Source organism: Pseudonocardia sp. ICBG601 (assembly GCF_020496245.1).
The window spans coordinates 1-24,627 of record NZ_JAHLJA010000208.1 but is presented as its reverse complement, the minus strand read 5'-3'; the positions used below and the strand labels follow the sequence as shown (position 1 = coordinate 24,627).

At 72.2% G+C, this 24,627-nt stretch carries 22 protein-coding genes and 5 pseudogenes; 11 read left to right on the top strand and 16 right to left on the bottom strand.

Annotated elements, in window-relative coordinates; all coding sequences use genetic code 11:
• Positions 1-33 precede the first annotated feature (33 nt).
• Positions 34-1,710 carry an IS1634 family transposase gene (locus tag KPL57_RS60580; RefSeq protein ID WP_226350710.1) on the top strand — a complete coding sequence of 559 codons (1,677 nt, stop codon included), beginning with the start codon at positions 34-36 and terminating at the stop codon, positions 1,708-1,710.
• Here the strand turns inward: KPL57_RS60580 and KPL57_RS60575 are convergent.
• Together KPL57_RS60575 and KPL57_RS73380 are read right to left on the bottom strand one after the other, a co-directional pair.
• A complete protein-coding gene (locus KPL57_RS60575; protein WP_226358919.1) occupies positions 1,619-2,488 on the bottom strand; it encodes a DMT family transporter in 870 nt (289 codons plus the stop codon). The two genes, KPL57_RS60580 and KPL57_RS60575, sit on opposite strands and share 92 nt — an antisense overlap.
• Before the next feature lie 92 nt (positions 2,489-2,580).
• Positions 2,581-2,847 (bottom strand): CGNR zinc finger domain-containing protein, encoded by a 267-nt coding sequence (locus KPL57_RS73380; RefSeq protein ID WP_226358928.1) that lies wholly within the window; start codon positions 2,845-2,847, stop codon positions 2,581-2,583.
• Positions 2,848-4,522: 1,675 nt separating this feature from the next.
• Between KPL57_RS73380 and KPL57_RS60565 the strand changes: the two genes are divergently transcribed.
• Positions 4,523-4,714, top strand: coding sequence for a hypothetical protein (locus KPL57_RS60565; protein WP_226358918.1), 192 nt, complete (start codon positions 4,523-4,525; stop codon positions 4,712-4,714).
• A 503-nt stretch (positions 4,715-5,217) separates the two neighbouring features.
• Here the strand turns inward: KPL57_RS60565 and KPL57_RS60560 are convergent.
• A complete protein-coding gene (locus tag KPL57_RS60560; RefSeq protein ID WP_226358917.1) occupies positions 5,218-5,994 on the bottom strand; it encodes an IS607 family transposase in 777 nt (258 codons plus the stop codon).
• Between the two features lie 441 nt (positions 5,995-6,435).
• Here KPL57_RS60560 and KPL57_RS60555 point away from each other — a divergent pair.
• Positions 6,436-7,368 (top strand): annotated as a pseudogene (locus KPL57_RS60555) (IS256 family transposase); the annotation flags it as partial.
• On the opposite strand, the pseudogene KPL57_RS60550 reads toward KPL57_RS60555, so the two are convergent.
• Positions 7,252-8,191, bottom strand: a pseudogene (locus KPL57_RS60550) (IS5 family transposase). The pseudogenes KPL57_RS60555 and KPL57_RS60550 overlap by 117 nt on opposite strands.
• Positions 8,192-8,368: 177 nt before the next feature.
• Here KPL57_RS60550 and tenA point away from each other — a divergent pair.
• Positions 8,369-9,037 carry a thiaminase II gene (tenA, locus tag KPL57_RS60545; RefSeq protein ID WP_060714316.1) on the top strand — a complete coding sequence of 223 codons (669 nt, stop codon included), beginning with the start codon at positions 8,369-8,371 and terminating at the stop codon, positions 9,035-9,037.
• Positions 9,038-9,042: 5 nt separating this feature from the next.
• Here tenA and KPL57_RS60540 read toward each other — a convergent pair whose 3' ends face one another.
• The 3 genes from KPL57_RS60540 to KPL57_RS60530 are packed head-to-tail and all read right to left on the bottom strand — an operon-like array spanning position 9,043 to position 11,527.
• Entirely contained in the window at positions 9,043-9,447 is a 405-nt protein-coding gene (locus tag KPL57_RS60540) for a phage holin family protein (RefSeq protein WP_226358916.1), read from the bottom strand.
• The gene (locus tag KPL57_RS60535; RefSeq protein ID WP_374111651.1) at positions 9,444-10,700 is read right to left on the bottom strand and encodes a serine hydrolase domain-containing protein; all 1,257 of its coding nucleotides are present in this window, start codon (positions 10,698-10,700) and stop codon (positions 9,444-9,446) included. Before KPL57_RS60535 ends, KPL57_RS60540 begins: the two co-directional genes overlap by 4 nt.
• 50 nt (positions 10,701-10,750) lie before the next feature.
• A complete protein-coding gene (locus KPL57_RS60530) occupies positions 10,751-11,527 on the bottom strand; it encodes a class I SAM-dependent methyltransferase (protein ID WP_226358914.1) in 777 nt (258 codons plus the stop codon).
• A 25-nt stretch (positions 11,528-11,552) separates the two neighbouring features.
• Here KPL57_RS60530 and KPL57_RS60525 point away from each other — a divergent pair, with 25 nt between their 5' ends.
• Both KPL57_RS60525 and KPL57_RS60520 read left to right on the top strand, forming a co-directional pair.
• On the top strand, positions 11,553-11,738 hold the full coding sequence (locus KPL57_RS60525; RefSeq protein ID WP_226358913.1) for a hypothetical protein: 186 nt from the start codon (positions 11,553-11,555) through the stop codon (positions 11,736-11,738).
• Positions 11,739-11,830: 92 nt separating this feature from the next.
• Entirely contained in the window at positions 11,831-12,094 is a 264-nt protein-coding gene (locus tag KPL57_RS60520; RefSeq protein WP_226358912.1) for a hypothetical protein, read from the top strand.
• Positions 12,095-12,112: 18 nt separating this feature from the next.
• On the opposite strand, the gene KPL57_RS60515 is transcribed toward KPL57_RS60520, so the two are convergent.
• Both KPL57_RS60515 and KPL57_RS60510 read right to left on the bottom strand, forming a co-directional pair.
• Positions 12,113-12,322 carry a hypothetical protein gene (locus KPL57_RS60515; protein ID WP_226358927.1) on the bottom strand — a complete coding sequence of 70 codons (210 nt, stop codon included), beginning with the start codon at positions 12,320-12,322 and terminating at the stop codon, positions 12,113-12,115.
• A 19-nt stretch (positions 12,323-12,341) separates the two neighbouring features.
• Complete coding sequence (locus KPL57_RS60510) at positions 12,342-13,424, bottom strand: GNAT family N-acetyltransferase (RefSeq protein WP_226358911.1); 1,083 nt, start codon at positions 13,422-13,424, stop codon at positions 12,342-12,344.
• A gap of 176 nt (positions 13,425-13,600) precedes the next feature.
• Here KPL57_RS60510 and KPL57_RS71240 point away from each other — a divergent pair, with 176 nt between their 5' ends.
• The 3 genes from KPL57_RS71240 to KPL57_RS60500 all read left to right on the top strand — a co-directional run bounded on the left by KPL57_RS71240 (position 13,601) and on the right by KPL57_RS60500 (position 15,430).
• On the top strand, positions 13,601-14,275 hold the full coding sequence (locus KPL57_RS71240; protein WP_308253275.1) for a CocE/NonD family hydrolase: 675 nt from the start codon (positions 13,601-13,603) through the stop codon (positions 14,273-14,275).
• Between the two features lie 78 nt (positions 14,276-14,353).
• Positions 14,354-14,782, top strand: a complete 429-nt coding sequence (locus KPL57_RS71235; RefSeq protein ID WP_308253273.1) for a hypothetical protein — start codon at positions 14,354-14,356, stop codon at positions 14,780-14,782.
• Positions 14,783-14,812: 30 nt separating this feature from the next.
• On the top strand, positions 14,813-15,430 hold the full coding sequence (locus KPL57_RS60500) for an IS607 family transposase (protein ID WP_226358910.1): 618 nt from the start codon (positions 14,813-14,815) through the stop codon (positions 15,428-15,430).
• A gap of 163 nt (positions 15,431-15,593) precedes the next feature.
• Here KPL57_RS60500 and KPL57_RS60495 read toward each other — a convergent pair.
• Positions 15,594-16,858 (bottom strand): IS3 family transposase gene (locus tag KPL57_RS60495; protein ID WP_226358909.1). Its coding sequence is split into 2 segments (ribosomal slippage): positions 15,594-16,507 and positions 16,507-16,858, totalling 1,266 coding nucleotides; the frame shifts between segments, so codons are not numbered across the junction.
• Positions 16,859-16,953: 95 nt separating this feature from the next.
• Between KPL57_RS60495 and KPL57_RS60490 the strand changes: the two genes are divergently transcribed.
• Positions 16,954-17,127 carry a hypothetical protein gene (locus KPL57_RS60490; protein WP_226358908.1) on the top strand — a complete coding sequence of 58 codons (174 nt, stop codon included), beginning with the start codon at positions 16,954-16,956 and terminating at the stop codon, positions 17,125-17,127.
• Between the two features lie 39 nt (positions 17,128-17,166).
• Positions 17,167-17,421, top strand: a complete 255-nt coding sequence (locus tag KPL57_RS73375; RefSeq protein ID WP_226358926.1) for a helix-turn-helix domain-containing protein — start codon at positions 17,167-17,169, stop codon at positions 17,419-17,421.
• Here the strand turns inward: KPL57_RS73375 and KPL57_RS60480 are convergent.
• The 6 genes and pseudogenes from KPL57_RS60480 to rpmF form a co-directional block, all read right to left on the bottom strand.
• Positions 17,335-18,244: pseudogene (locus KPL57_RS60480) on the bottom strand (IS5 family transposase); the annotation flags it as partial. The gene KPL57_RS73375 and the pseudogene KPL57_RS60480 sit on opposite strands and share 87 nt — an antisense overlap.
• A gap of 552 nt (positions 18,245-18,796) precedes the next feature.
• On the bottom strand, positions 18,797-19,126 hold the full coding sequence (locus tag KPL57_RS71230; RefSeq protein ID WP_308253287.1) for a class I adenylate-forming enzyme family protein: 330 nt from the start codon (positions 19,124-19,126) through the stop codon (positions 18,797-18,799).
• A 174-nt stretch (positions 19,127-19,300) separates the two neighbouring features.
• Positions 19,301-20,496, bottom strand: a pseudogene (locus tag KPL57_RS60475) (class I adenylate-forming enzyme family protein); the annotation flags it as partial.
• A 179-nt stretch (positions 20,497-20,675) separates the two neighbouring features.
• The gene (locus tag KPL57_RS60470) at positions 20,676-20,852 is read right to left on the bottom strand and encodes a LuxR C-terminal-related transcriptional regulator (protein ID WP_308253270.1); all 177 of its coding nucleotides are present in this window, start codon (positions 20,850-20,852) and stop codon (positions 20,676-20,678) included.
• Complete coding sequence (locus KPL57_RS60465) at positions 20,825-23,716, bottom strand: AAA family ATPase (RefSeq protein ID WP_226358906.1); 2,892 nt, start codon at positions 23,714-23,716, stop codon at positions 20,825-20,827. Before KPL57_RS60465 ends, KPL57_RS60470 begins: the two co-directional genes overlap by 28 nt.
• Before the next feature lie 575 nt (positions 23,717-24,291).
• Positions 24,292-24,357 (bottom strand): annotated as a pseudogene (gene rpmF / locus KPL57_RS60460) (50S ribosomal protein L32); the annotation flags it as partial.
• Between the last annotated feature and the right edge of the window lie 270 nt (positions 24,358-24,627).

Below are 24,627 nucleotides of genomic sequence, written 5' to 3'. Positions count from 1 at the left end.
GAGGCACTAATTCGGTGCTCTACGCTCGGTCAGGTGGCGTGGGTGAGGCGGGTACGGACGGCCTCCGGGGCGACCGCGGTCCAGATCGCCGAGTCCGTGCAGGGCCATCGACGGATCGTGGCCCATGTCGGGTCAGCGCACACCGAGGCCGAGCTGGGCCTGCTGGTCGAGCAGGCCCGTGGGCTGATCGACGACGCTGCACAGCAGGCCCTGGATCTGGGCGTCGCGCCGTCACCCCGGCGGGCCGAGCTGATCGCGCCCACCGCGGCCGGCGGTGCCACGCAGGAGGGGCTGTTCGGCCAGATGCCGCGGCGCGCCCCGAGCACCACAACCCGGCGGGTGGGTGCGCCGCAGGTGATCACGACCGGGTCGCGGGTGCTGTTCGACATCCTCGCCGAGGTCTACGCGGGCCTCGGGTTCGCAGAGGTCGCTGATGACACGTTCCGCGACCTGGTGATCGCCCGGATCGTCGAGCCCACGTCCATCCTGGACACCGGTCGGGTGCTGGCCGGTCTGGGCGTCACCGCGGCGAGCGAAAAGACGATGCGCCGCACCCTGCTGCGCTGCACCGGGCGCAGCTACCGCGACGAGATCGCGAGGGCCTGCTTCACCCACGCCCGTGGCAGTGGGGATGTGTCGTTGTGTCTCTACGACGTCACCACCCTCTACTTCGAGGCGGAGAAGGAGGACGACCTGCGCAAGGTCGGGTTCTCCAAGGAACGCCGGGTCGACCCGCAGGTCGTCGTCGGGCTGCTGGTCGATCGCGCAGGGTTCCCCCTCGAGATCGGCTGTTTCGAGGGCAACAAGACCGAGACCGCGACGATCCTGCCGATCATCGAGGCCTTCCGGGCCCGACACCAGCTGCCGGTCGAGCCGGGCGGGATGGTCGTGGTCGCCGACGCAGGGATGCTCTCGGCCGCGAACCTGCGCGACCTCGACGAGGCCGGCCTGCGGTTCATCGTCGGCTCCCGACTCACCAAGGCCCCGGTTGACCTGGAGTCGCACTTCCACTGGCACGGCGACGCCTTCGTCGACGGGCAGATCATCGACACCCTCACACCACGCGACCGCCGCACCGGGCGCAGCGAGAACAGCCCGAAGGTCAAGGCCGAGCCCGTCTGGAACCCCAACCAGCATCCGGGATCCTGGCGGGCGGTCTGGGCCTACTCCACGAAGCGGGCCGTCCGGGACCGGCGCACGTTGACCCTGCAGGAGAACCGGGCCCGCGAGGTCATCGCCGGCGAGAAGCCCGCGCGCACACCGCGGTTCGTCAAGGTCACCAACGGCTCCCGCGCCCTGGACGAGGCCTCCTTGGCTCGGGCATACCGGTTGGTCGGGTTGAAGGGCTACGTGACCAACATCCCGGCCGGCGGCGCAGCGGCCGGGGAGATCATCGGCGACTACCACGACCTCTGGCACGTCGAGCAGTCCTTCCGGATGAGCAAAACCGACCTACGCGCCCGCCCGATGTTCCACCACCAACGCCAGTCCATCGAAGCGCACCTGACCATCGTGTTCACCGCCCTCGCAGTCGCCCGCGAGATCCAGAACCGCACCGGGCTCACCATCCGCAACGTCGTCCGCCAGCTCCGACCACTGCGCTCGGCCACCATCGCCATCAACGGCACCCAGCAGACCTTCCCGCCCGCCGTCCCCGCCGACAAACAGGCCCTCCTCGACGCGCTCCGTCAGCCCGCGGCGAAGCACTAAGACAAGTGACCGAAGTCAGGTCGGAGTGTTCGTTGCTGCCGGCGCTACTCGTCGTCGCGGCAACCGCACCCGATGCGACGACGGCGGCCAGGCCTGCCACGGTCAACAAGTCGAGATGCTGGCTCAACAGGACCGCACCGGCGATCGCTCCGATGGCCGGGTCGAGGGAGAACAGAACGCTGACCGCACGGCTTCCGATGAGTTGTAGAGCTCGGAAGTCCAGCCAGAACGCCCCTGCGACACCTACCGCTCCCGTTGTCACGAGGATCGCGAGGCCCGGGCCGTTCAGGGACGGTGCGGAAGCAACCGAGAACGGTGTCAGCACCACCGCCGATGCCGCGACGCTGAGAGCCAAGAGGTCCACTCCGCCCCGTTGTCCCACAGCGCGGCTCGAGAGGGTGTAGACGGCGAGCGCGGCGCCGGCAGTGAGCCCCACGACTACGCCGCCGGCGCTGTCGACGGTTCCTGGCCGGCTGATGAGTACGACGCCGGTCAAGGCGATCACCGGAAGGACCAAGGCCGGTCCGCGGCGGAACCCGGCGCAGGCGACCGCGAACGGTCCGAGGTAGAGCAGCGTGGCCGCAACTCCGAGCGGCAGCACCGCCACAGCGGAGTAGAACGCGACGTTCATGGTGGCCATGGAGACGCCGAAGACCGCGATCCAGGTCCATTCCCGCACCGTCCGTCCACGTAGCGCCGGTCGAACGACGAGGAGCAGCACGAAAGCGCCCATTGCCTGCCGCCAACCGGCGACCGCCGCGGACCCCAGCTGGCCCACGAGCGGAGCGGTGAGCGCGGCAGAAAGCTGTACCGCCGAACACGATGCCACCACCAACGCTGCGCCCAGCGCAGGATGACACCGGGTGGGCCTCATGAGGCTGTGCGCTTCCGCTTCCGATACTCGCGGGCCTTGTTCTGGCCGCCGCACACCTGCATGGAGCACCACTTGCCTGTCCCGGGTCGGGACCGATCCCAGAACGCCCATCCGCAGGCGTCGTTCGCGCACAACTTCAACCTGCGAATGCGACTGTCCGCCAGAGCTGAGGACAAACTCAGCAGAATCCGAGTCGAGTACTGCTCGATCGGCGCACGGTCAGAAGATGCGTCGATGGACGTGCCGGAAACGGAGACGGCCATCGGGAAGACGTAGGAGTCCGTCGGCTGGTGGGTGAGGACGTTCCGGCAGGCAGAGCGAAGGTCGCGAAGGAGCGGCAGGTCCTCGTCCGCGACCCCGCCTCGCCCCGGCCAGTCCTGGCCGAGCGCTGCCGTCGCGGTGCTCGCCGTCGCGAGATGCTCCCTGTGCCGGTACAGATCCAGCGTGTTCGCCAGTCGTCGAACCGGCTCGAGCTCGATGGGAGCCGAGTGCGATGGGTCCCAGCTCGGCCCACGTGCTTCCGTCACCACTAAACGATACTAACAAGTGACGCTCGATCTGGGGCCCACGGTCGCTGCTGCGGTGGCACCGTCAGCGACAGGGCGTGCGGTCGGACGCGTGAGCCGGACATGCAGCGCCGCGGACACTGCGGCGGGGTCCTTCTGCGACACGAGGTGCCCCACACCATCGGGCGCCACGATGACCGCGCAGGTCGGCGACGCGCGTCCCCACCAGGGCGGTGTGCAGTCGCCAGAGCCCGGCGACCGCGCCGGCGCTCCGAGACCAGCCGGAAGAACCGGTGGCCACGGCTCAGCGCGAGCGCGACGGAGGCGCCCGCCCCCCGGATTGCAGGCAGAACAGCCCCCACGCTGCTCGTGGCCTCGTCATCGATGGGGTGACGGGTGAACAACCGTTACTGATTTTGTTGGACAGTGTCCGCTCCTCGTCGTTGACGTGGAGATGCCGGGGTAACGGTTGCCCGGCTGACGGATCGCCGTTCCCTGCCCGTGGGCCTGCGGTCATCGTGTGACCGGGCCGGTCGGGGGTGCGTCCGCCGCCACGATCTGGGTGGTGCACGGCCTGGGTGGTGGTTCTCCGCTGAGCGATCCTCTGGTCGCTCGCGGGCTTCCCTACCCGTCGCCGTGCGCGGTAACCCTGACCGCGGCGCCCGATCACGACGGCCGCGGCCTCGTGTCGGGTGGCCTCGTGTTGAGGGGTGGACAGCGGCTTTCGCCAGTGTTGTGCGCCCCAGATGGAGGTGTAAGCAGGGTCGACACCCAAGAGCGTCAACCCTGCGGAGGGGACCATCGCAGCGAGTCGGTCCCGCAGCCGAGCAGTAGGTATCCCTGCAACGGTCCGCCGGAATGTTCTGCCCTTCTTCCCTCGGCCCATAGTCTCGCGACCGGTGCTGCGGGCGTCGTCGAAGCCGAGATTTTCGATCACGATCCCGAGGCAGTGGTACCGGAGCGCGATCCGGATGAGACGGCTCAGGACGTGTCGGAGCTGCGCGTCGCGGCGCGATGCCGGGCCGGCGAGGTCAAGATCCAGCCGGATCGGGGGACCGTCAGGATTACCGTGCTGGTCAAGCACTCGACAGGCGAGGTGGTCAGCGTTGGTATCGACTCCGATCACGCGGGCGGGAAAATCGAGTGCTGGGGTCCGAGCCGGGACGAAGTCCGCAGCAGGCGTCGGATTCCAGGATGCCGTCAGGTACCAGCCGGCGCGGTCAGCACAACGGTACATCCGATATGACACTGATCCAGCACGGCCGTTGACGTCGCGAGTGATGTGCGCTGCCCAAGCATCACCGCGGTGGGCGAACCTTGCCTTGCCAGCCAGGACAAATCTACCCCTCGGGCTGTTCGCGAGGTGCTCAAGACGACGGGGTAGACGGATTGAGAGCGTCCCGTCGGGAGTGACGGTGATAGTCAAATTCCCGTGCGGCTCATCTGGGGCACCATTGGCGTGGAACCACGCCCGCTCGGCCTGCCATTGATTCCGCCATTCGGTCTCGGTGATGGCGGCGGCGGCGAGGTTTCCCCGGTTCCGAGCCAAACGTTTGCCGCCTTCAACAATAGCCACCCGGCCAGTGGCGATATCCCGGCTCGTCTGGGCGAGCTCAGCGCGTAGATGCTGCAATCGGCGTTGCTTCGTGGCCCGTTCCCGCTGGTCGGCGTAGCCAGTAACAGTCTTACGTCGCCCAGGCACAGACATCCGGACCGCGATTTTATTCTTGGTCCGAGGATCGACATGCGGGACGGGAACGGCCAAGCGAGTCTCGATCACCGCGATCGCCTGCTGTAGCGACTCACGCCGGGCAAGCTGGTTACGACGCTCCAGTCGATACCCGGCATCATTGTGCCGCACAATTGAACCAGCCCACCGCGACGATGACTGACTGGTGATATCTCGTTTACGCCGGGCGAGGACACTTTTCTCCGGCGACACCCCCGCCGCCGACCGCGCGGCCAAGTCTCGACGCCTCAGGGACCCGATCAAACACGCGACCTGATCAAGCACCTCGTGCTCGGCAGAGGAGACCCGGATGCGGGTGGTCGTCGCCATCCCGGTCGGCGCGGCGACCATGACCGGTGGTTCCAGCGGCCGCAGACCTGGCCCCGAGCCCCGAGAACTCACAGGCCGTCCCGCCCCACGCCGGTCTCGGCCGTGACTACCGCAGCCAGACGACGGGCCTTGGCTGACCGCTGCCCGTACAGACGCCCAGCGAACGACGCGACGATCGCGATCATGTCTCGTACCAACTCCGCCTCCGCGGAACCGCCGCTAACCTCGTCCTCGCCGATATAGACCACACGAGTTCCCTGACCCGCCAACACGTGCTCGAACAATCCGGTACCAAATCGGGACAACCGGTCCGGATGTGTCACCAGCAACGTGCCGACCCTCGTTCCCCGACACGCAGTCAAGGCACGCTTAAGTCCCGGCCGTCGGTCAGACAACCCCGACGCGACATCAGTGAAGACCTCTACCAGATCACCATGCTCAGACGCCGCAGCTCGGAGTCGAACAGCCTGCCGATCCAGATCTCCCTCAGCCTGTTGACGCCGCGACGACACCCGAGCATAAGCCACAACACCACTGACAGCCGCGCGACGATTCCGATCAACGGCAAGTGTTTCGACGTGCTGGCGCAGAAACACCCGACGACCACCCGGAGACCGATTATCCGGAAGCGTCCCCCGCTCGGTGTAGCGCCGCAGAGTACGAGTCGACACACCCAAATACCGGGCCGTCGTCCCCGCACTCCACCAGTCCTCACTCACAAGCAACAGCCTAGCAAGGAATGACCAACAGCGGCCAACAAAACATGGAGCAGTCCTGAACCCATCCGAGGACGGCTGCGATGGCGTGTCCGGAGCGACTCTTTCGATATCGACGGGGTGACGCATCGAGGCTGCGTCCTCGGAGGTGGTGTACGAGTCCCCCGCTGGTGAACGGCGTGGCGTCGTGATGTGAGACGGCCACCGCGTGATCTTGATGAGTACCGACCAAGGAACTCACCGAGAGGATCACCACGATGGCCGCACCGCACAGTATCGAGCCCGCCGAGCTGTTGGAGCAGCAACTGCAGGGCGCGTCGCCGGATGTGCTGCGTCAGATGATCGCTTCGTTGGCGAACGCGATGATGTCCGCCCAGGCCGACCAGGTCTGTGGCGCGGGCTGGGGCAGGGCCCCGGCAAAGTCGTTAGATGATCTTGTGGCGAGCCGTGACAAGCGGCGCAGCTGCGCCGCCGCTCGGCGCTATAGCTGGTCCCGGGCAGGTGCAGCGCGGCAATCAGAAGGCCGCGTGGGGCGACTACCGCCGCCTATCGCGACTTTGCCGGGGCCCTGCGGGCTGGGGCGAGCGCAGCGACGCGCGCACGAACCGGCGCAACGGGTATCGGGCCCGGGAGTGGGACACCCGCGCCGGTACCGTCGAGCTCGCGGTGCCGAAGCTGCGCGAGGGCTCCTACTTCCCGGACTGGCTGCTCACTCATCGTCGCCGCGCCGAGCAGGCCCTGGTCACCGTGGTCGCCACCGCCTACCTGCTCGGGGTGTCGACCCGGCGGGTGGAGCGGCTGGCCGAGCAGCTCGGGGTCAAGTCGCTGTCTCGCTCGCAGGTCTCGGAGATGGCTTCGCACCTCGACGCCCAGGTCACCGCCTTCCGCGAGCGCCCGCTCGATCAAGGGCCCTACACCTTCGTCTGGGTCGACGCTCTCGTCGTGAAGGTCCGCGAGGACGGCCGCGTGGTCAACGTGCACGCGCTCGTGGCGACCGGGGTGAACGCCGACGGGCACCGCGAGATCCTGGGCCTGGACGTCGCAAGCACCGAAGACGGTGCGGGCTGGCTGGCGTTCCTGCGCGGGCTGGTGGCGCGCGGGCTGTCCGGGGTGCAGCTGGTCATCTCCGACGCCCACCCCGGCCTGGTCGCGGCGATCGGCTCGGCGCTGCCCGGCGCGGCCTGGCAGCGGTGTCGCACCCACTACCTGCGCAACCTGCTCACCCGCGTGCCCAAGAGCGCGCAGCCGCACGTGGCCACCCAGGTGCGCACCATCTTCGACCAGGCCGACGCCGACGCCGTGGCCGCGCAGTACAACCGCGTCGTCGAGGCCCTCGAGCCCCGCTTCCGCGAGGCGGCCGAGCACCTCGAGGCGGCCCGGGCCGAGTTACTCGCGTTCACCGCCTACCCGCGTGAGAGCGTGTTTGGAAATTCTAGTGGGTTGAGGGTGTCGTGTGTTTCTGCTGGCGGGTGGCGGGGTATCCACGGGCGATGCGGCGGGTGATGGTGTTGATCGCGGCCCAGCGGATCATGGCTTCGGATGTGGTGGGGTGGCGTTCGTAGTCTCGGGCCAGGCGTCGGTGTGCGGTGAGCCAGGCCAGGGTCCGTTCGACCACCCACCTTCGTGGGAGGACGGTGAATCCGCGCTGCTCGGGTGGCTTGCGGATGATCTCGATCGTTGTCTGCAGGATCGTGGCGGCCCAGTCGAGCAGTCGCCCGGCGAAGCCGGCGTCGGCGTAGACGAACCGCACCCTGGTGCGCAGGTAGAGGTTGAGCAGGATCGGCTTGGCGCCGTCGCGGTCCTGTACCGAGGCCGAGCACACCATCGTGGTCAGCAGCAGACCGAGGGTGTCGGTCACGATGAACCGTTTCCGTCCGCCTGTCTTCTTCCCGGCGTCGTAGCCGCGGGAGTCCTGGCCGACGGTGTCGGCGCCCTTGACCGACTGGGAATCGATGATCCCCGCACTCGGCTCCGGATCACGGCCCTCGGCGATACGTAACTGCCCCCGCACGACCGGGAGGATCTTCTCGGTGACCTTCTGCTGTTCCCACTGGTTGAAGTACCAGTAGACGGTCTGCCAGGGCGGGAAGTCCACCGGCAACGCCCGCCAGGCACACCCGGTCCGCACGACATACAAGATCGCGTCCAGCACGTCCCGACGAGCATGAGCAACAGGCCGCCCCCGCCGCGCGAGCGGCGGTAACAACGGCTCGATCACCACCCACTGGGCATCACTGGTGTCCGAGGGGTACCGGCGCGGTCGTTCCTGCATGCCGACCACGATGGAGCACCCCAGCCGTGTCGACCATCCCGACACACCCACCATTTCCAAACACGCTCTGAGTGGCTCGCCTGCCCTCCATGGTGACACCCCCACGCCCGAGCAGCGGACGACGTGCGCAGGATCTCAGGGCCCGCGTCACCGCGGTGTTCCTCCCCGGTCACGCCGACGTTGCACGGGCGATCACCCGACCGGCCGGGCCCCGGTGGATACCGTGGCCGCATGGCCGACCGCACCCGGGACCTGCTCTGGTCCGACGTCGACACCCTGTACCAGGCGATCCTCGCCCACCCGTTCGTCACCGGGCTGACCGACGGCTCGCTGCCGCACGAGACGTTCCGGCACTACATCGTCCAGGACGCGCACTACCTGCGCGGCTACGCCACGGCGCTCACCGTGTGCGCGGCGAAGGCCCCGACCGACGACGACACCCTGATGTTCGCCGAGCACGCCGCCGGAGCCATCGCCGCCGAGCGCGAGCTGCACGCCGACCTGCTCGGCGCGCTCGGGCTCACCGCGGAGCAGGCCCGCGAGATCCCGGTCGCCCCGGCCACCCGCGCCTACGTCAGCTACCTGCTCGCGACCGCGTACGGCGGGTCCTACGCCGAGGGCGTCGCCGCGGTGCTGCCCTGCTACTGGATCTACGGCCGGGTCGGCGAGCACCTGGTCGGCGCCGGCTCCCCGGACCCGGTCTACCAGCGCTGGATCGACATGTACGCGGGCGAGGAGTACCACGCCGTCGTCGAGGCCGTGCTGGACGCGACCGACCGGGTCGGCGCCGCCGCGTCGCCGACCGAGCTCGGTCGCATGCGTGAGCACTTCACGACGACCTCGCGCTACGAGTGGATGTTCTGGGACGGCGCGTACCGCCGCGAGACCTGGCCGGTCTGATGACCTCAGCGGTCGTCGAACCGGTCCGGGATCACCAGGTGCAGGAAGAACGACACGATCCCGACGACGATCGCGCCCCAGAACGCCGCCCAGAAGCCGTCCACGGCGAACGGCAGGTTCAGCACCGACGACAGCCAGCCCGTCAGCATGAACATGAGCGCGTTCACCACGAGCGCGAACAGCCCCAGCGTGAGGATGTAGAGCGGGCAGCCCAGCGTCGCCACGATCGGCTTCACCACGGCGTTGACCAGGCCGAACACCAGGGCGACGCCGATCAGCGTGAGGATCGAGGTGGTGGTGCCCGCACTCTCCAGCCGGATGCCGCCGACCAGCACCGTCGCCACCCACAGCGAGGCGGCGACGACGAGCGTGCGGATGGTGAAGGTGAGCACGGGGCTCGGTGGGGTCATCGGTCGGTCACCGCCTGCTGGACCAGCGTCTGGAGCTGGGATCGGATCGGGTAGGTGCTGGAGGGGACGAGCTGGGTCATGAAGACGACCGCGATGTCGTCGACCGGGTCCACCCAGAACGCGGTGGAGGCCAGCCCGCCCCAGGCGAAGGTGCCCTCGTTGGCGAAGCCCTTCGTCGCCGGGCCGTCGATCACGGTGGAGAAGCCGAGGCCGAAGCCGACACCGGAGAACGCGGACTCGGAGAAGATGGGGCGCCCGACGGTGTCGAGGTCCCCGCCGCCGGGCAGGTGGTTGCGGGTGGCCCTGGCCAGCGTGCGCGGGCCGAGGATCCGGGCGCCGTCGAGCTCGCCGCCGCGGGCGAGCATCCGGGCGAACCGCAGGTAGTCGCCGGTGGTGGACAGCAGTCCGCCGCCGCCGGAGAGGAACGTGGGCTCGCGGGTCGCGGCCCGGGCGAGCACCTTGTTCTCGACCAGGCCGCCGCCGGGCCGGGCGTTGTAGAGCGTGGCGAGCCTGCCGGCCTGCGGGGAGTCCTCCGGCACCCAGAACGCGGTGTCGGTCATGCCGAGCGGCTCGGTGATCTCCTCGCGGAGGAACTCGTCGAGACGGCGGCCGGAGGCGACCTCGACGACCCGGCCGAGCACGTCGGTGGCCACCGAGTAGTTCCATTCGGTGCCCGGCTGGAACAGCAGCGGGAACGACGCGAACTGCTCGCTCGCGGTCGCGAGGTCCATCCCGGACGGTGCGCCGAACTCGAAGCCCTTGGCCCGGTACATCTCGTCGACGGGGTGGGCGTGGTGGAAGCCGTAGGTCAGGCCCGCGGTGTGGGTCAGCAGGTGGTGCACCCGCACCGGTTCGAGCGCGGCCACGGTGCCCGGGTTCTGCGCGGAGCCGCCGCTGTAGACGCGCTGCTCGGCGAACGCCGGGATGTAGCGCGACACCGGGTCGGTGAGCTCCAGCGCGCCACGCTCGGCCAGCATCAGCGTGGCGACCGAGGTGATCGGCTTGGTCATCGAGTAGATGCGCCACAGCGTGTCGTCGGTCACCGGGGCCGCGGAGTCGAGGTCGCGGACGCCGAGGTGGGTCAGGTGCGCGAGCCGGTCGTGGCGGGCGACGGCGATCGTCGCGCCGGCGAGGCGGCCGTCGTCGATGTACCGGCGGAAGTGGCTGTCGATCCGGGCCAGCCGGGCAGGGTCGAGGCCGACCTCCGCCGGGTCCGCCTCGAGCGTGCCGAAGGTCGGGGAGGTCACGGTCACGACCCTACCCGCGAGCCGCGTCCAGGGTTCTGACGATCCTGGGTCCGGGATCAGACCGGCACGATCTCGTAGCGGGCCAGGCGTTCGCCGCGCAGCGCGGTCGCCCGCAGCGCCGCCGCCAGTGCCCGCGACGCCCGCGGCAGCCGGGCCGCGACCTCGGCGGGTGGGGACGCCGCGTCGCAGGAGGCGGCCAGGCGCAGCCCCCACGGCTCCAGCTCGCGCGGGTCCTCGCAGGTCCAGTCGACCTCCAGCTCGCGCAGCGGGCCCGCGGCGAGCCGCCCGGCCGCGCCGCGGGACAGCAGGTCGGTGACGAGCTCGGCGCCCGGGAGCATCCGGGCGGCGGTGAACACGATCCGCTGCACGCCCTGCTCGGGCAGCAGCGTCAGCACCCGGTCGGAGACGACCAGGTGCGGGCCGGGCAGGTCGCGGGCCAGCTCCAGCCAGTCCTCGTCGAGCGCGGACCCGGCCACCAGGTGCGCCGGGCCCGCCAGCAGCTCGCGGCGCAGCTCGGCCACCCCGGGCAGCTCGACGTCGACCCAGTGCGCCGGGCCCTCGTCGCCGAGTCGTCCCGCGCGGTCGCCCAGCCCCGGCCCCAGCTCGACCACGGTCCCGCCCGGGTGCCGGCGCGCGAACTCGCGCACCCACTCGTCGAACACGGCGACCCGCAGCAACGTGGACAGCGTGTCGGCCCGTCCGGGCGCCGAGCCCAGGTCCAGATCCTCGGCGACGACGGCGGCGGCGTGGTCCCCGACCACCGGACGGCGGCGACGGGCGTCGCGGGCCCTGGCGTGTGCCGCGGGCAGCGACGTCGCCTCGAGCGCGTGCAACCGCGGACGGCGTCGTTGCGTCACGGTGTCCTTCCCCCTCCAGCGGGCCTCCGCGTGGCGTCGGCGCTGGTCGCGCGAACGTACTAGTTGCCCGGCGGGGTGCCCGAGCCGGGAGGCGTCGGGCGGTGGGTGGCTCGCGGTCGGAGGCGCCGCGGCCCGGATCGGCTACGAGACGGTGCTGTCGGCGACGGCACCGGCCGCCGCGGCCTGAGCCCCGTCCCGGCGTGCGTCGATGACTTCGGCGCTCCCGGGCGGTCGGAGCCGGTGTGGGCACCGTGCCCCGCACCGGAACGGGGGTGGCCCGTGCACGACGACGCGCCGTCGCGGACATGGACCCGCACCGTCGTGCTCGCCCCCGGTGAGGTCCGCCCGCACGTCGAGGACGAGTGGCGGGGCGCCGTCGTCGTGGTCGACGCCGGGCGGATCGAGCTGTGCTGCGCCGCGGGCGGGAGCCGGACCTTCGGTGCCGGTTCGGTGCTGTGGTTCACCGGGCTGGACCTGGTCCGGATCCGCAACCCCGGCCCGGACGAGGCGGTGTTCCGCGGCATCACCCGCGGGCCGCCCTGACCCTCCGGTCCCTTCCGCTCAGCCGGCCGCGTCGAGCGCCCGCTGCCAGATCCCGTTGCGGGTGGCGACGAGCCCGAGCTCGCGCGGGTCGGTCACGCACACGCCTCGGGGGCGGTGGGTGTCCCACAGCGCCGCGTCGTCGAAGACGGCTCCGCAGCCACCGAACCTGCGGCAGCAGTGCGCCCGGTCCGGCCCCACCCACTCGGTCCCGCAACAGGACATCCGCATGATCCGCACGGCGGGCAGGCTACGGGGCACCCCCGACAGTTCCGGTGGGCGGCGGGACCGGGTCGGTGGCGAGCAGGTCGTACCAGACCCCGTCGTCGACGATCTCGTTCTCCGTGCCGTGCACCCCGTCGGCCCGCGGGCGGCCCCACAGCCGGAACCCGGCGCGCTCGGCGACGCGGCGGCTGGCCGTGTTGTCCGCCGCCGCGCCGAGCTGCAGCCGGTGCCGGCCCATCCCGACGTCGGCAACCGGGGTGAACGCGTGCCGCAGGACGCGCCGGACCGCCGCGGACACCGCGCCGCGGCCGCGGGCGTCGGGGTGGGCGCGGTAGCCGACCTCGCCACCGGTCGGGGAGTAGGGCCGGTCGGTGCCGAAGACCGAGAGAGTGCCGAGGTAGCGGTCGTCGTCCGGGTCGGCGATCACCCAGCCGACGCCGGCGCCCAGGGAGCGCTCCAGCGGATGGTCGCGCAGCCAACGACAGGCGTCGTCGTCGGTGTAGGGCACCGGCAGTGTGGCGCTCCACCAGCGGGCGACGGGGTCATTGCACGCCTCGACCTGCCGGGCGAGGTCGGCCTCGGTGGGCGGGCGGAGCCGGACGCCGTCGCCGTCGAGCACCGGGTGCGGCCACCACGTCGTCGCGGGGGGACGGTCGGCGACGGGTGTGCCGGGCAGCAGGACGGCGGTCCAGGCGTCGACCAGGCCGCCGTCGGCGGGCAGGGCCAGGGTCCGGACACCTTCGAACCGGAACCCGCAGGCGTGCGCCACCCGCCAGGACGCGACGTGCCCGGCACGGCAGTCCCAGTGCAGCGCGGCGAACCCGGCGACGTCGAAGCCCCAGTCGGCGGCCAGCCGCAGCGCGCGGCTCGCGAACCCCCGTCCGCGCGCCCAGGGTGCGAGCAGGTAACCGACCGACGGCACCGGGTCGCGACGCAGGTCGATCGAGCCCCGCGTAGCGGGGGCGGCCGTCGTGCTCGGCCTCCACCGCCCAGGCGAACTGGCGGCCCTCGGCCCACCGCTGCTCGGTGAGATCCACCCACTCGCGGGCCTCCCCCGACCCGAACAGTGGGGACAACGTGGTCCAGCGGTGGACGACCGGGTCGCCATGGACCTCGAGCATGGCCGGGGCGTCGGCGACGACGTGTCCGCGCAGGGTCACGACCCCGTCGGTCAGTGCGGGAGGGACGGTCACCGCGTCACCGTCACCGGCCACGCCCGGTCGGGGCAACCGGGTTCTCCTACGATCGACGGTGTCCGCAGGGGGCGGGCGAGGGGGAGGTGTCATGACCGCGCTCACGGAGCGACTGGTCGACCGCAGGCTCGGCTTCGGTGCCGACGAGCCGTACGTGCGCGAGCGTGACCTGCGCGTCCCGCTCTCCGACGGTGTCGTCCTGCTCGCCGACCTGTACCGGGCGCCGGGCCCGCTGCGGCCGCGTCCGACGGTCCTGATGCGCACCCCGTACGGCCGCGACGGCCTCGGGTCGATCATCGGTTCGCTGCTGGCCCGCCGCGGGTTCCAGGTGCTGGTCCAGTCCACCCGGGGCACCTTCGGCTCGGGCGGGCAGTTCCGCCCGTTCCTGCACGAGAGCTCCGACGGGCTCGACACGCTCGCCTGGGCGCGCGGACAGGACTGGTGCGACGGCCGCGTCTCGATGGTGGGCCCCAGCTACGTCGGACACACCCAGTGGGCGGTCGCCCCCTACGCCGACCCGGGTCTGTGCTCGATGAACGCCGACATCACCGCGTCGGAGTTCACCAGCACCTTCTACCCCGGCGGCGCGCCCGGCCTGCTGAACCTCGCGACCTGGGTGAACCAGATCGGCCGTCAGGAGCGCATCGGCGCGGTCACCGGCTTCCTCGCGACGCCGGTGTTCAGCCGTCGCAAGCGACGCGCGGTGACCTCCCAGCCGCTGCAGGCCGCGGACGTCGCGCTGACCGGGGCGCCGGTGGTGTTCTGACGGGACTTCGTCGAGCACGCCGAGCAGCCGCGCGAGTTCTGGGCGCCCGCCGAGCACGACGGTTTCGACGCCGCCGCGATGCCGCCGGTCTGCATGGTGACCGGCTGGTGGGACCTGTTCCTCGACCGTCAGCTGGTGGACTTCACCGCGCTGCAGCGGGGCGGGGCGACGGCGCGGATCACGATCGGCCCCTGGTCCCACGGCGACCGCGGATCCCTGTCGACCATCGCCCACGAGATGGTCCACTGGCTGGGCATGCACCTGCACGGCGGCGAGCACGACGGCCGCGCCCCGGTCCGGGTGTACGTGCAGCACGCCGACCGCTGGACCGACCTGCCGTGCTGGCCACCACCGGAGGCCCGCCCGACCGAGTGGTACCTCGACGCCGGTGGCGGGCTGGGCCCGGACCGACCGGCCGGGACCACTCCGCCGTCACGGTTCGTCTACGACCCGGCCGACCCGACGCCGACGGTCGGGGTTGCGAGCTGTTCAGGTTTCCGTGAGTGAACGTGAGTGTTTGGATGTTATGGTTAGTTTGTGAAGTTGGCTGAGTGGGCGCGTGGGAATGGTGTTCACCCGCAGACTGCGTATCGGTGGTTTCGGGAGGGCACGATGCCGGTCGCCGCTCGGCGGTTGGGGTCGGGGACGATTTGGGTGGATGCGGTCTCCTCGGAGCGGGAGGCTGTTGAGGGGCGCGCGGTGGTGTATGCGCGGGTGTCGAGTCATGATCAGCGGGCTGATCTGGATCGGCAGGTTGCGCGGGTGACGGCGTGGGCGACGGCGAACGGGGTCGTGGTCGGTGAGGTCGTTACCGAGGTCGGGTCCGGGTTGAACGGGAAACGGCCGAAGTTGCGGCGGGTGTTGTCGGACCCTTCTGCCAGGGTCGTGGTCGTGGAGCATCGGGACCGGTTGGCGCGGTTCGGGGTGGAGCACCTCGAGGCCGCGTTCGCGGCGGGTGGGCGCAGGATCGTGGTCGCTGATCCTGGGGAGACCACTGACGATCTGGTGCGGGACATGATCGAGGTGCTGACTTCGATGTGCGCGCGGTTGTATGGACGTCGCGGGGCCCGGAACCGGGCGTTGCGGGCGGTCACCGCGGCCGAGGCTGCTCCGGCCGGACCTGAGGCGGAACGAGCTGCGGCTGGGGTCGGGTGATCGGGTGGCGCGGTTCGAGGTCCCCGACGGGTGGGTCGCGCAGGCTTATCGGTTCGCGCTGGATCCTTCCGCGGTCCAGCGTCGTGGGTTGATGTCGCATGCCGGTGGGGCGCGGTTCGCCCGGAACGGGGCCTTGACCCCGGATCTTGGACACGGTGGTTGATTACGCGGCTGTGGCTGTGACGGTAGCCGGGAGGGCCTGTTCGTAGGTGTTCGGGGACAGGTGCTGGCAGTAGGAGTGCCGTCGGCGGGTGTTGTAGCGGGTCAGCCATCTGAAGACCTGCCGTCGGCAGGTGGCCGCGTCGGGCCAGCAGGTGCTGTCCTGGAGGACCTCGCGTTTGACGGTGGCGTTGAACGACTCGGCCAGGGCGTTGTCCGCCGACGACCCGACCGCGCCCATGGAACGGGTCACCCCGAGCCGGTCGCAGAGCTCGGCGTAGGCACTCGAGGTGTAGACCGCTCCGTGGTCGCTGTGGAAGACCGCCCCGCGCAGCGACCCACGAGCCCGTTCCGCGGCGTGGAGCGCGTCGTTGACCAGGTCGGTGCGCATGTGATCAGCCAGGGCCCAGCCGGCGAGTTTGCGGGAGCAGCAGTCGATCACCGTGGCCAGATACAGGTTCGTCCCGCCTGCGAGGGGCAGGTAGGTGATGTCACCGACGTAGACCTGGTTCGGTGCTGGGGCGGTGAAATCCCGCCTGAGCAGGTCGGGCACCGTCTGCCGGGGCTGCTCGACGATCGTGGTGTGCACGCGGCGTCGGCGGCGGTAGCCGGCGATCCCGGCCGCGCGCATGACCCGCGCGACGCGTTTGTGGTTGACCCGATCGGCGGCGGCGACACCGTCGTTGAGCTCTGTGGTGGCCCGCGGCGCACCGATGGTGTTGTCGCCGTCATGGATCGTCTGGATCCGCGCCACCAACACCGCATCACCAGCGGCCCGCCGCGCCCGGACCGGGGCCGCAGCCAACCAGGCGTAGAACGACGACCTCGAGACGTGCACGAGCTCGCACAACCGCTTCACCTCGAAGGTGTGCCGGTGGTCAGCGACGAACTGGAAGCGGGTCACCAGCGCGTCTCCCCCGCGAAATACTTGGCCGCCCGCTGCAGGATCTCCCGCTCGGCGGTCAGCTTCTTCTCGCTGATCTCGAGTTCACGGACCCGGGCCTCGAGACGGGCGATCTTCTGCCTCGGTGGTTCCTCCCCACCCAGGCCCGACCCCGGCGTGGTACGCATGGGCTGTACCGGGCTGGGGCAGCTACTGCCATCAGCTGCGGTCTTGTTCCCCGTGCCGTGGATCGTGAGCCAGTCCCGCAACGTGCCCCGCGCGATGCCCAGGTCGTCGGCGATACCACGGACGGTGGCACCCGGGGTGGACTCATACAGATCAACAGCCTGCCGACGGAACTCGTCGGTGAAACTCTTCCTGGCCATGATCGCTGGATCATCTCGCTTCCCCAGCAGTGCTGGAATCAGCGTGTCCAAGATCTGGGGTCAAGCCCCACGAGATGTTGGCGCTGGTCAAAGCGGTGTTGGGGCAGCGTGCCGCGGAGCGTTCCTACGGGATCGCCGAGGACGAGCTGACCCCGGCGCTGGGGTGGTCGTTACCGGCGTTGCGGCGGGTGTGGAACGTGCGTAAACACGTGCGGGCGCCGTGGTGGGCGGAGAACTCGAAAGAGGCCGGCGCGCTCAGGCGGTCGTAGCACTTGATCTTGTTGTTCGGCGAGGAACAGGATCATGACGTGCGGAAACTGTTGACTTTGGCTGATCGGGAGGAGATCTCCCTGGGGTTGGCCGCTGGCCGGCGGTTGTGCGACATCGCTGCGGTGGTGGGGCGGGATCGGTCGGTGATCTCTCGTGAGGTCGCCCGTCACGGCGGCCGGGCCGGCTACCGGGCGGGGCCGGCTGAGAGCGTGTTTGGAAATTCTAGTGGGTTGAGGGTGTCGTGTGTTTCTGCTGGCGGGTGGCGGGGTATCCACGGGCGATGCGGCGGGTGATGGTGTTGATCGCGGCCCAGCGGATCATGGCTTCGGATGTGGTGGGGTGGCGTTCGTAGTCTCGGGCCAGGCGTCGGTGTGCGGTGAGCCAGGCCAGGGTCCGTTCGACCACCCACCTTCGTGGGAGGACGGTGAATCCGCGCTGCTCGGGTGGCTTGCGGATGATCTCGATCGTTGTCTGCAGGATCGTGGCGGCCCAGTCGAGCAGTCGCCCGGCGAAGCCGGCGTCGGCGTAGACGAACCGCACCCTGGTGCGCAGGTAGAGGTTGAGCAGGATCGGCTTGGCGCCGTCGCGGTCCTGTACCGAGGCCGAGCACACCATCGTGGTCAGCAGCAGACCGAGGGTGTCGGTCACGATGAACCGTTTCCGTCCGCCTGTCTTCTTCCCGGCGTCGTAGCCGCGGGAGTCCTGGCCGACGGTGTCGGCGCCCTTGACCGACTGGGAATCGATGATCCCCGCACTCGGCTCCGGATCACGGCCCTCGGCGATACGTAACTGCCCCCGCACGACCGGGAGGATCTTCTCGGTGACCTTCTGCTGTTCCCACTGGTTGAAGTACCAGTAGACGGTCTGCCAGGGCGGGAAGTCCACCGGCAACGCCCGCCAGGCACACCCGGTCCGCACGACATACAAGATCGCGTCCAGCACGTCCCGACGAGCATGAGCAACAGGCCGCCCCCGCCGCGCGAGCGGCGGTAACAACGGCTCGATCACCACCCACTGGGCATCACTGGTGTCCGAGGGGTACCGGCGCGGTCGTTCCTGCATGCCGACCACGATGGAGCACCCCAGCCGTGTCGACCATCCCGACACACCCACCATTTCCAAACACGCTCTGAGCCGGAGCCGAAGTGGTGCGGTACTGCTGCGTGGCGCGCTGCTGCTGCGTGGTTCGGTGCTGCTGCGCCGCACCCGCACGCCCCGCCGACGAACCCGGCGACGCCGGCCGCGGTGCGGGGACGCCCGGTGCCTGCGGGGAGGTCGACCGCGGACGCTCCCGGCGGGGCGCGGGCAGGTCGACGTGGTCCTCGCGACGACGGTGCCGCCCCTCGACCCGGTCCGTCGGCACGGCCCCACCGACCCGCGGTGCGGGGACCGACGGGGTGGCGGGGACGGCGCCCAGGGGCGGCGCGGGCTGGGGATGCGGACGGCTGGCGCGGACATGACGATCACCACGATCTCGGGGGAGTCGATACGGGGTTCTTCGGGACCCGGTGCGCGCCGCCGGCTCCTGCTTCCACCCGTCTGTCGTGTCGTACGACCACCCTGTTATCCGGTCACCCCCTACGCCAACCGTCGGAGTGACTACTCCACTCGTTGGGGGTACACGCCCACCCGTGTAGCGGTCCTTCACTCACGCAGCGTGGTCGTGCATCACTCCTTCGCTGCGCGCGGGGGCGGCGTCGGCAGCTGCTCGCGGAGGTCCCGCTTGAGCACCTTGCCCGCCGCCGAGACCGGGATCGCCCCGATCAGATGCACCTCCCGCAGACGTTGGTAGGGCAGCAGACGCTCGTTCAGCCCGTCGACGGCGGCGCGGACCGTGCCCTCGTCGACGTCGGGCGCGGTGGTCAGGAACGCGACCGGGTGCTCGCCGTCGACCCCCACCGGGCGCCCGACGACGGCCGCACCGGTCACGCCCGGCAGCGCCAGCAGCCGCTCCTCCAGGTCGCGCGGGTACACGTTGTAGCCCTTGTGGAGCAGCATGTCCTTGAGCCGGTCCACGATGCGCAGGTAGCCGTCCTCGTCGAGGACGCCGACATCGCCGGTGTGCAGCCACCCGTCGCCGTCGAAGGCGGCCGCGGTCTCGGCCGGGCGCCGGTGGTAGCCGCCGGTGACCTGCGGCCCGCGGATCCACACCTCGCCCTCGGCCCCGGCGTCGAGCTCCTCGCCGTCCGGTCCGGAGATGCGGATCTCGGTGCCCGCGACCGGCAGCCCGACGGTGCCCGGTCGCCGGTCCGCCGACCGGGCGGCGGGGCCGAGGGTGGCGGCCATCGTCACCTCGGTCAGGCCGTAGCCCTCGGAGATGACCAGGTCCTCGCCGAGCCAGTCGCGCAGCGCCCGGATGATCTCGGCAGGCAACGGCGCCGCGCCCGAGGTCAGCGACCGCACCGACGACAGGTCCCCGGCGGTCTCGCGGTGGGCGAGGAGCGCGGCGTACACCGGTGGCGCCCCGGACAGCGTGGTGACGGCGAACCGGGTGGCGTCGGCCAGGTAGGCGCGCGGGTCGAAGCGAGCGTGCACGATGGTCGTCGTCCCGGTGAGCAGCGGGACGTTGAGCCCGCCGATCGTCCCCATCGCGTGGAACCAGGGGGCGATGCCGATCGCCCGCCCGGTGCCGATCGGGGTCGGGAACTCCGAGACGGGGCCGGGGTCGGCCAGGACGACGCCGGGCCCGTACCCGGTGGCGGTCACGTCCGGCCGGGCGCCGGTGCCCCAGCAGGCGGCCTGCAGGGCGTTGGTGAGCACGTGCCGGTGGGTGACCCGCACGCCCTTGGACCGGCCGGTGGTCCCACCGGTGTAGGCCAGGTGGGCGAGGTCGCGGTCCGGGTCCACCTCCAGGTCGGTGCCCGGCGGTGTCGACGGCCTGCCGTCGAGGTACGCACCGAGCCCGGTCACCTCCGGCCCCGGCTGCTCCGGGTCCCCGTGGGCGCCGGTGACGAGCACGCGCTTCAGCGACGTCGCCGGCCGTGCGGCGAGCACCGCGGGCAGCGCCGCCTCCCAGCTGAGGACGACGACGGCTCCCGCGTCGGCGAGCTGTGCCCCCAGGTCGTCCGGGGCGAGCAGCGGGTTCGCCGGGGTCACGGTGGCCCGGCCAGCAGCGTCCCCCAGTAGGCGATCGCGTACTGCGGGCAGTTCGGCAGGTGCAGTGCGACGACGTCGCCGCGGCCGACCCCGTCGGCGTGCAGCGCGTGCGCGAACGCCGAGGCGCGCTCCAGCAGCCCGCGGAACGAGAGCTCGTGCCCGGCCTGGTGCAGCACCGTGGCGTCGCCGAACCGGTCGGCGGCGCCGCGGAGCGTCGCGGAGGCCGGCAGCGCGGGCACGTCCAGGTCCGGGGCGGGTGAGCGGGCGATCATGCGGGCACCCCCGCTCCGTTGCCGGTCCGGGACGGCGGGACGACCCCGTGGGCGACCATGCGACCTCCATCGGTCTGCCGGTGACGTGCGGTACGACCGACCCTAGGCACGACCGGTGGCGCACGTCACGGCCCGCACGGGCCCGGTCCGGTCCGGAGGGGACAGCCGGTGGGCAGGGTTCACTCCCGTGGGGCGAGCAGACCCCGGGAGTGTGCGACGGCGACCGCCTCGGCGCGGCCGGAGGCGCCGAGCTTCGCCATCGCCCGGGACAGGTGCACGCTCACGGTCTTCTCGGAGATGAACAGCCGCTCGCCGACCGCCCGGTTGGTCAGCCCGTGCGCGACCAGCTCCAGCACCGCGTGCTCGCGCGGGGTGAGCGGGGAACCACCGCCGCCGGCCGCCGGACCGGGCCGGGGACCACCGTCGCCGGCCCGCACCCGCAGCGCGGCGACGGCCTCGGCCAGCGGGCGGGCGCCGAGCCGGTCGGCCTCGGACGCGGCGACCGCCAGGTCCTCGACGGCGGCGCGGCGGTCGGCCTCGCCGTCGGTGCCGGGGCCACCGCGGTGCGCCCGCCCGAGCAGGGCCTCGGCCCGCCGCCACCGGGCCTCCGCGGCGCGGTAGAGGTCGCCGTACCGGCGAAGGTCTCCACGACGGGGTCCCAGACCTGCGGCGCCGTGTCGCCGCGGGCCCGGGCGGCCTCGGCGCGGGCCCGGGCCAGCCACGCCCGGCCCTCCGGCCCGACCGAGGTGCCGCGGGGCAGGCCGCGCTCGGCGGTGCGTGCCGCCTCGTCGACGAGCCCGGTCGCCGCCCCGGCGTGCGCGTCGGCCCCCGCCGGGTTGCCCGCGGTACGGGCCGCCTCCGCGAGGTCGGCCCGGGCCGCCGCGCCCAGCGCACACAGCGCCAGCTCGCCGAGGTGGTGCGGGTACTCCGCCCGCAGCACCCCGAGCGCGCCGGCGACCCGGTCCACGGCCAGGGCGGGATCCCCGCGCCAGCGCGCCGACTCGGCCCCGACGACGCCCTGCAACAACGCGGCCTGGTCGTGCGCCGGCGGCTCGGCGGCCAGCGCGGCGAGCAGCTCCTCGGCGTCGTCGAGGTCTCCGCGGGCCACGCCGACCACCGCGCCTGCCACCGCCAGCATCCCGGTGACGCGCAGCGGCAGCGGGGTCGACGTCCGCGGCGGTGCGGACGGCGGCGTCCCACTCCCCGCGCTGCACGTCGACGCGGACCTGCGCGATCCGGAACTCCAGGCCGTACCCGCCCCAGAGCAGCCCGTACGCGGCCGCCCGGCGGGCCCCTCGGCGAGCTCCTCCGCGGCGGCGTCGAGCAAGCCGTCCTCGACGAACGACACCCCGCGGTTCCACACGGTCCGCAGCTCGACGACCTGGTTCCCGGAGGCGGCGGCCAGCGAGGCCGCCCCGGCGAGCCGGTCCCGGGCGGCCTGCGGGTCCCCCTCCAGCCGGGCGCAGAAGGCCAGGGTGATCAGTGCGTCCGCGCAGACCGCGCTGAGGTCGCGGTACCCGGCCGACCCGTCCGCGGGGGGCGCGGTGTCGTGCACCGCCCGGGCCACCGCCAGCGACGCGCGGGCGTGGGACCAGGCGGGCTCGGCATGGTCGGCGTTCAGGTGCGCCCGCGCGAGCACGGCGTGAGACCAGGCCAGCTCCGTGTCGGGCGGGCCCCCGGACTGCAGCTCGACGGCCTCCGTGGCCGCGGCCACCGCCGCGTCCACCCGGGACCCGCTGTCGAGCAGCCGCATCGCGTAGTGCCGGCGCGCCTCGGCCCCGGCCCGCGGATCCCCGCCGAGGTCGGCGACCCGGACCGCGCGGGCCCCGAGGGTGGTGCCCCGTTCCGGATCGCCCGAGGCGCTCGCCGCCCAGGCCGCCTCCCGGGTCAGCGCGCTCTCGGTGACCCCGGTGAGCCGCTCGGGGTCCTCGACGGCGGACCACAGCTCCAGTGCCCGCTCGGCGTGGGCCAGCATCTCGGCCGGGCCGTGCCGCCGGCGGGCCTCCTCGGCGGCCCGTACCGACGCCGCGAGCGCCCGCGGCAGGTCGTGGGCGGCCAGCGAATGCCGGGCGAGCGCGGCGGCCACCCCGGGGGCGTCGTCCCGGCGGGCGAGCAGCGCGGCGAGCCGGGAGTGCAGCCGTACCCGTTCGCCCGGGAGCAGGTCGTCGTGCACGGCCTCGCGGAGCAGGGCGTGCCGGAAGGCGTAGGACTCCGCGCCGGGCGCCGGATCCGCGACGAGCAGGTGGTGCGACACCGCCTCCCGCAGGCCCGCATCCAGATCGGCCGCGGAGAGCCCGGACGCGTCGCGCAGCAGGTCGTGGGAGATGCTCCGCTCGGCCAGCGAGGCCACCCGCAGCACCTCCCGCGCCGGTGGTCCGAGCCGGTCCAGCCGGGTCAGCAGCACGTCGGCCAGTCCGCCCGGCAGCCCGTCGGACCCCGCCGCGACGAGCTCCTCGGCGTAGAAGGCGTTGCCCTCGCTGCGGGCGGCGATCCGGCGCAGGGTGGCCTCGTCGACGCCCCCGGTGGCCGCCCGGGCCCGGGCCAGCGCCAGCACGGCGTCGGGCGCGAGCGGCCCGAGCTCGACCCGACGGACGGCGGGCAGTCGGACGAGCTCCGCCAGCGACGCGCGCAGCGGATGCCTGCGGTGCAGGTCGTCGGAGCGGTAGGTGCCCAGCACCAGCAGCCGCTGCGAGCCCAGCCGGGCGAGCAGGAAGGCGAGCAGCTCCCTGGTGGAGCGGTCCGCCCAGTGCAGGTCCTCCAGTACGACGAGCAGCGGGGCCGCCGCGGCCGCGTCGCGCACGGCACCGGCCACCGCGTCAACACCTGCAGACGCCGGAGTCCCCGTCCCCTCCCGTGGGGCGGGGTGCCTCCGGCGCACCGGGCAACAACCCGTGCAGCACCGGCCGCAGCGCGGTGCCCGCCCGGTCCAAGCGCGCCGAGCACCTCGGAGAAGGGCAGGTAGGGGAGTGCGGCGCCGCCCTCGTCCAGGCACCGCCCGACCGACGACCTGCACGCCCGCCTCCGCGGCGGCCCGGCCGAGCGCGGCGGCGAGCCGGGACTTTCCGATCCCCGCCTCCCCGGCGAGCAGCACGGCGCGGGCCTGCCCGGCCCGGGCCGCGTCGAGGTCGCGGAGCAGCCGGAGAGCTCCTCCGCGCGGCCGACCAGCTCGTCCGTGTCCGGGCCGGTTGGGGCCGCCCCCGTGGGTCGCTGCCGCCGTCATGGAGCGCATCGTGGCACGGGATACCGACACTCCCGGGCCCACGACGGCGGGCTCGGCCCGGACGCGTGGCTCAGCCACGCGTTCCGGCCCGCACCGGGTGCGGCGCACTGCCCGGTCCCGGTGCGGCCCCGGTGGCCTCGCCGGGCGGGAGCGTCGCGGGCCCGGCCGGCCCGGGGGCCCGTCCCGGCCGCCGGGAGGCGGTGAGCCGGGTACGCAGCCGCAGCCACAGCCGTCCCACCGCCGACGGGCCGCGTCGCGCCGCGCAGCAGCCGCGCCGCGCGGTACCGGTCCGCCTCCTCCCGCAGCCGGGCCTGCCGCTGCTCGGCGAGGGCGACGAGGGGGTCCATCGGGATGTGTGTCATCAGCATGGTGGACGACACTGCGGCTGAGGGGACCGCCCGGGCATCGGGCGATCACCGCCGTCCCGCGGGCCGCGCGGGGTCCGCGGGTAAGGGGTCTCCTCAGTCCCGCCCGGTGGGCGGCGGCAGCAGACCCCGGCGGTAGGCCGGACGAGCGCGCGCGGCACCAGGTGTCGGCGTCCCTCCAGGGTGACCGGCACGAGGTCGGGCCGTGGTCGCCTTCCACTGCGACCGGCGGTGCCGGGTGTTCGATCGCGACGTCCGTCGCTTGGGAACGGCCATCAGAGGTCTCCTTCTCGGTCGGAACGGACGGTGGGGTCGTCCAGGGCGGCGGCCCCACGGGCTCGGACTCGGCGCAGGGCTCGTCGTGGCCCAGCCGAACGGGTCGGGCAGGGCGGACCAGGCGTCCTCGCCGGCCGCGATCTCGGCGTCGGTGAGCAGCGCGGCGCGCAGGGCCGCGTCGATCTCGTCGGGGTCGGCGTCGTGGCAGATCGCGACGACGTCCTGGGCGCGGTCGCCCCAGCGCGGGTGCCAGGCCAGCGCGGCCATCGC